The 5,447-nt window shown below is 64.4% G+C and carries 6 protein-coding genes and 1 pseudogene; 1 reads left to right on the top strand and 6 read right to left on the bottom strand.

The annotated features are described in order from the left end of the window. The 3 genes and pseudogenes from ACLP25_RS23750 to ACLP25_RS23760 form a co-directional block, all read right to left on the bottom strand. Positions 1 to 185: pseudogene (locus ACLP25_RS23750) on the bottom strand (glycoside hydrolase family 15 protein); the annotation flags it as partial. A gap of 182 nt (positions 186 to 367) precedes the next feature. Further along, positions 368 to 553: a hypothetical protein gene (locus ACLP25_RS23755; protein ID WP_442471596.1), complete on the bottom strand. Its 186-nt coding sequence runs from the start codon at positions 551 to 553 to the stop codon at positions 368 to 370. A gap of 610 nt (positions 554 to 1,163) precedes the next feature. Beyond that, positions 1,164 to 1,979 (bottom strand): DUF2865 domain-containing protein, encoded by an 816-nt coding sequence (locus tag ACLP25_RS23760; RefSeq protein WP_442471597.1) that lies wholly within the window; start codon positions 1,977 to 1,979, stop codon positions 1,164 to 1,166. Between the two features lie 349 nt (positions 1,980 to 2,328). Here ACLP25_RS23760 and ACLP25_RS23765 point away from each other — a divergent pair, with 349 nt between their 5' ends. Beyond that, a complete protein-coding gene (locus tag ACLP25_RS23765; protein WP_442471598.1) occupies positions 2,329 to 2,640 on the top strand; it encodes a septal ring lytic transglycosylase RlpA family protein in 312 nt (103 codons plus the stop codon). On the opposite strand, the gene ACLP25_RS23770 is transcribed toward ACLP25_RS23765, so the two are convergent. The 3 genes from ACLP25_RS23770 to ACLP25_RS23780 all read right to left on the bottom strand — a co-directional run bounded on the left by ACLP25_RS23770 (position 2,630) and on the right by ACLP25_RS23780 (position 5,223). After that, entirely contained in the window at positions 2,630 to 2,836 is a 207-nt protein-coding gene (locus tag ACLP25_RS23770; protein ID WP_442471599.1) for a hypothetical protein, read from the bottom strand. The genes ACLP25_RS23765 and ACLP25_RS23770 overlap by 11 nt on opposite strands. Before the next feature lie 90 nt (positions 2,837 to 2,926). Next, on the bottom strand, positions 2,927 to 4,243 hold the full coding sequence (locus tag ACLP25_RS23775) for an N-6 DNA methylase (protein ID WP_442471600.1): 1,317 nt from the start codon (positions 4,241 to 4,243) through the stop codon (positions 2,927 to 2,929). Between the two features lie 590 nt (positions 4,244 to 4,833). Further along, entirely contained in the window at positions 4,834 to 5,223 is a 390-nt protein-coding gene (locus ACLP25_RS23780) for a hypothetical protein (RefSeq protein ID WP_442471601.1), read from the bottom strand. Positions 5,224 to 5,447 lie beyond the last annotated feature (224 nt).

Consider the following 5,447-nt stretch of genomic DNA (forward strand, 5'->3'; position numbering starts at 1 on the left):
GCCGTGTTGATGATCCCCGCCATCGAATACGCTTGCGGGAAATTGCCCCAAAGCTCTCCGGTCTCCGGGTGAATGTCCTCGGATAGGAGCCCGAAAGCATTGCGGCGTTCGAGAATGGCCTCAAACATTTTCCGAGCCTCGTCTTTTCGGCCGATGAGGCAAAGCGCGCCGATGTACCAGAAACTGCTTGCCGCGACAGGGTCGGAATCTACTCAGATCGACCCGCCGCGAAATCGCCGACTGGTCTGGATCCAGGAAACGTGACAGCCGCTGGGGCACTTCGCGGTCGGTCTTGCCCTGACGGCCCGCTTCTCGCGCGAGTTGCTTGTGATCAGGACCCGCGCGCCGCGCCCGTCAGACAGGGTCGTCAACGGCCGGCGACGCTGTGGTAAGCGCTCACTGGCCACGCGAGCGCATTGGGCAGAGCCTGCCACCCGCTTGCGGCGAGGTCAGACGCCGGAGCGCTATTCCACTTGGCCTGAATTGTCGGCGCAAGCACGACGCCAATGCCGACAAGATAGACGATCACGATCAGAGCAATGATTGCGCGCATGACGAATAGTCCCTGTTCTCGCCGAAGGCGACACTCACGATAACGCCTTCGGTCCCGCAGGGAAGGGTCGGACTCTACCTATTCGACAAGGTCGTTGCGTCGGCGATGGCGGAAGCCGAAGCCCCGGCGCAGCGGACGGTGGCGACAGGCTGAGGCGCGTCCTGATCGCGAGCTTCGGCGGCGCGCCGAAGACCGCTAGAGCGAACGAAGAAAGCACGCGTAGACCCCCGCATTGGGGAGATGCTCCGAGCGAAATCCCTTCTCACAAAGCCGCCATAGCAGCTGGCCGTCCCGGCATATTGTCGATTGAACGGCGACGGCGCTTGCGGCGCACGCTGCGTCCGCCACATGCTCGCCCAACCCCACAGCCCGTCCGTCGGACTCCCGCTCGGCGAGCGCTGCATTCGCAGCGAACAACAAAAGAAACAGCCCGGCTCCGCTGTGCCAGGCGAGATTGTGCATCAACATGACTTGCCTGCTTTGCGCTGAAAGCGAGATGCACAATATCGGCACTGGAGCCGCCGGATAGGCGTGGAAAACACCTACTGGGCAGCGCCGCCAATTGAGCAGGTCCGTAAGTCGGCCAGGGGCCCAACGCCCGACCGGCGCGCTATTTCGCAGATACGGCTGTCGCCAATGGGGGCAACGCTTCGCTCCGACGCGCAGATTCCCTCGGCGACGAGTCGGCGCCGACTTGTCGTTGCGACGCGCCCGCGCGCTCCATGTCGACCAGGGCCGCGCGCAAATCTTTGGGCAAAGAGCGCGCTTGCGACAAGGCGACGAAGTCCGAGGACGTGATCGAACGAGTCTTGCCGCCCTGAAACACCATGAAGCCTTTCGGCGTCATCACCACATCGCCCTTTCGCAACGTGGAGTCGTTCAGCAATGACGCCGAATAGTCGCGAGTGAGCGAGCGGTGACAGCGGCAGGTGTCGTCGAGCGTAGTTCGATAACGGTTGGCCACCGGCAGAGCGGCGTAGAGCGCGCCGTGGGTTGAAACCGCGTCCTCGATCCTGTCCGAGCCGGCCGGCTCCGTGTAGCGCGCGGTGGGCGCGTCCGGACACTGGGCCGCGCAAGCCTCGTCGCCGCCCGACCTTGTGGCGCTCGGAAAGAAGAATCCATCGCACAGGCGCACGCACACCGCGAGGCCGTCAGCACTGGTCTCTTTCGGTTTTTCGTCTGTCTGAACATCGACGGCGGTGGTCGCCGCGGCGTCGGGCGCCGCCGTATCCGATGGCGCCCATTCACTCCTCCCGCCACGCGCCCACGCTAAACCGCCTGCGAGCAGGAGCGCTCCGGCCAGGAGAATGGCGACAGCTGCGACAAGAGCGGCGCTCGAACGCGGGCGCGCTGAATTTCGAATCTTGCGCCAGCGACCGGAACGGCGGACGCGGCTCGAAACTCCATGCTCGCGAGGGTTGGTCATATGCATCCAATCGGGATGCAGGTCTAGCGCTGTGGTCGGACGGCGATAGCGTCGGAATATACTCAGCGTCGCCGCGACCCGATGGGCCGGCGCGCAGCGCCTCGAGCCGGCCCAGCGACCAACGTGATTTCAGAATGCGCTGCGACTCACGGCCGCCCAGCGTAAAGAACAAAATCATCGCTAAGCGAACTGCCCGAGTCAGGCTTTGGCCGACCAGGAGCGCCGCTGAGTAGATTCCGATTCTAGTCTATGCCGACTTATGGCGTCTCAATACGCCTCGCGATGATGCATCCCCCGAGCCTGAAAAACACGGCTCCATCTTTGGGAGGTCTCGCGGGAGGAGACGTCGATGAAGCAATTTGTACTTGCGGCGTTCGGAGTCGCCCTCACGTTTTCGGGCGCCTTGGCGGATGAATTCGGCGTTGCGACCTACTATCACAATCCTAATCATGGCGGCTTGATCGCCGCGCATCTCACGCTGCCGTTTGGAACGCGCGTGCGAGTCTACAATCTCGACAATGGCCGCAACGTGGTCGTAACGATCGTCGATCGAGGGCCATACGCCACTGGCCGAATAATCGATGTCTCAACCGTCGCCGCCGACGCGCTCGGCATGCGCCAAGCGGGCATCGCGCGAGTGAGACTCGAAGTTACACAATAAGGGTGAATCGTGTTTGGACGTCCCGGTGGATGCGAGTGCTTTTCCCCGGGTCCAGCATGTCTCGGCCAAGCGTGAGAAATGCGCCTACAGCCGCTTTCTCGCGCTCCAGGACTCCCTCGAGGCGCCGGTAAGCGCAAAACGTCGGCGTCGGGGGCTTTTCCACGAGCGCGCGAAGGCTCATCATCTCGTCGGTCATCGGTGGCTCCTCGGTTGCGTTGGCGTGTCGCAACCCGATCCTACCGGCGAATCGCCGATGACCACCGCAAGCCGCTCGCTCGCTACGGCGCTATGAAAAGCGCGCTTCGCGAGCGGCATGCTCCCGCCGAGCTACACCACCAGGGGGGACACAACCCTGCTGGCGCCGGTCGGCGAGCGCGTCGGCGGTCGCAACGACCGGGCGGCATGTATAGACCGGACCGTAGGCGCTGGACGTGCGGGCGTGGTCCCCAAGGACCATTTCGGGGTGATCGACGAAGTACCGGTTGATCGAGAGCGCCGCTTCGCCGTCTTCGGCCGGCACGGCTTCGGCGAGGCCGTCCCACGCCGCGCCGCCTGGTGCGGCTCCCGCATCCCGCTTCTGCAGGAAGAGGATGTCGACTACGACGTCCGTTCCGGCCGTGGCGTACATTGCGCCTTCGGCCATGCGGACCGCGCCGATCAGGTCGGCCATGGACGCGATATGCTCGCGGGCTTGCCGGTCGACCTTGTCCATGGTCCAGCGCGAGGTGACGAAGGCGGCGAGGCCTCCAGGCCTCAGCCGCTCGATCGAGCGCGCGATGAAATAGTCGTGCAGGGAAAGGCGGAGTTCGCCGGCTGGATCGTCGGCGCGCACGGTGCGGTCCGAGAACGGCGGATTGCCGATCGCAAGGTCGAAAACGTCGGGGAGACGCGCCTTGGTGAAATCCTCGTGCCGGATGCGGGCGTTCGGGTAGAGGAGCTTGGCGATCCGGGCGGTCGTCGCGTCCATCTCGACGCCGGTCAGCGCGAGCTTGGCCGTCAAGGGCTCCGGCGCGAAGGCGAAGAAGAGGCCCGTTCCGCACCCCGGCTCCAGAACGCGGCCGCCGTCGAACCCCATCCTGCGCAGCGCCCGCCAGATGGCGCGGACCATGAACTCCGGCGTGTAATGCGCGTATTGCGTCGCCCGCTTGAGGTTCGCGAGATCCTCGCGCGAAACGAGCTCTTCGAGCTCGAGGCCGAGATCCTCCCATTGAGGGGCAAAGCCTTCGCCGGCGCGGCGAAAGAGCTTGTCGGCGAGGTCCGCTGCGCCGAACCCCGTGAATCTCGCCAGTTGCTCCTGCTCGTCAGGCCGGGCGTGACGGGCTTCGGCCTCGATCGCGGTCATGAGCCGGATGGCGGCCAGATTGTCTTGAGCGCGCGCCTTCCAGCCGTGGGCGAGACGGCGGTCGCCGGCAAGGCGGTAATCCTTTGCCGGGACGACCAGTGTTGCGGGTTCGGGAGCGTCGACGACTTCAGCCTCTTCCGGCTCGAGGTTCATCGGCGGAAGGGAAGGCAACGTCGGAGCGGGGAAGCCTCCGTAAAGGCCCATGCCTCCGCTGAGGCTCGTGGTGTCGAGGAAGGGCAGGGTGAACTGGTCGTGCTTCATGGGATGCGCGCTTTCCGAAAAAATGCGCGTGCGGACGCAAAGCCCTGAAGCGCGCATGGCGCTTGAAGGGCCCGTCATCCGCACGGGCGTAAGTTGAAAAGGGGGGAGGTTTGGAAGGACGAAGCGCGGCTTAACCGCGCTTGTTCTTGGGCTCGCAGAAGGCGCTCAGCAGCGCCTGCCGGACTTCATGCCAATTTGGCGACGACTTTTTCGATGCGCGGTCGAGGACTTGCGACAAGGTCGAGACGTCGGCCGCGCTCAAGAACGCCGGCTCTCCCGCGTTCGGTCCGACGGGTTCAATCCGGAAGGTCGGCGTTTCGCCTTCGCTTAAGGCCCGACACGTGCAATTCGAGGATGGGTTCCATCGGGATCTTCCCTTGCTGTCGTCGGACTGTTCCGAAGACCCCAATTCCCCGCCCGGCCGCCGGCGCGACGGGCAAGGGCGCGAAGCGCCTGGCCCGACCCTTGCGCGACGGGACGGCGGCTGGCAGTTCTCATCTCATCTGATTGTTCTCGTGCCCTTCTCTTCAGGGGCATTCTCGTCCCTTCGTCCGCGGATAGAACCGCGGAAACGACGCCCCGAAAGCTCCTCATCGGGCGCCGGCGATGACGCGAACGGTGAAGCGCTGTCCGCCGTCGACCACCAGGACGAGATTGTCGGGATCGGAGGCGTCGATCGCCTCGATTGCGGCGTCGGCGACCGGATCGAGCGTTCCGCCGTCTTCGTTCTCCTGATGGATGGAGAATCTCCGCCCTTCCAGAAAACTGGTGATCGCGAGCCCGATGTCGCGGGTGTTGGCCTCGACGGGAACCTCGTCGAAGCCGTCCGATCCGATCTCCCGGTCGCAAGCCTCGCACTGCATGCTGTCGAGTTCGCTCGAGACTTCCCAGTTCTGGCGCTCGACGCTCCAACGCCCGAGGCAATCGCGGGTCACGTCGTCGCTGCCGCAATGCGGACAGGTCATCTTGATTTTGGGCATGTCGGGTCTCCGGCAATGGGGTGAGACCTTCGGGATAGAGGTCGACGATCGTGGGGTGCTCGGGATCATGTGTGTCCCAGACATTGAAGACGCCGCTCATGGATCGGTTGGCGCTTTGTTGGATAGCCAGCGCGCGATTGGCGATGAGTCGTGGGATGGGCAGGGGAGGCATCAGCGCGCCTCTTTCCAATTGGCGAAAGCCTCACGAAGCGCCTCTGCTGGCC

It is taken from the genome of Roseiarcus sp. (assembly GCF_052145395.1).
Taxonomy (GTDB): domain Bacteria; phylum Pseudomonadota; class Alphaproteobacteria; order Rhizobiales; family Beijerinckiaceae; genus Roseiarcus.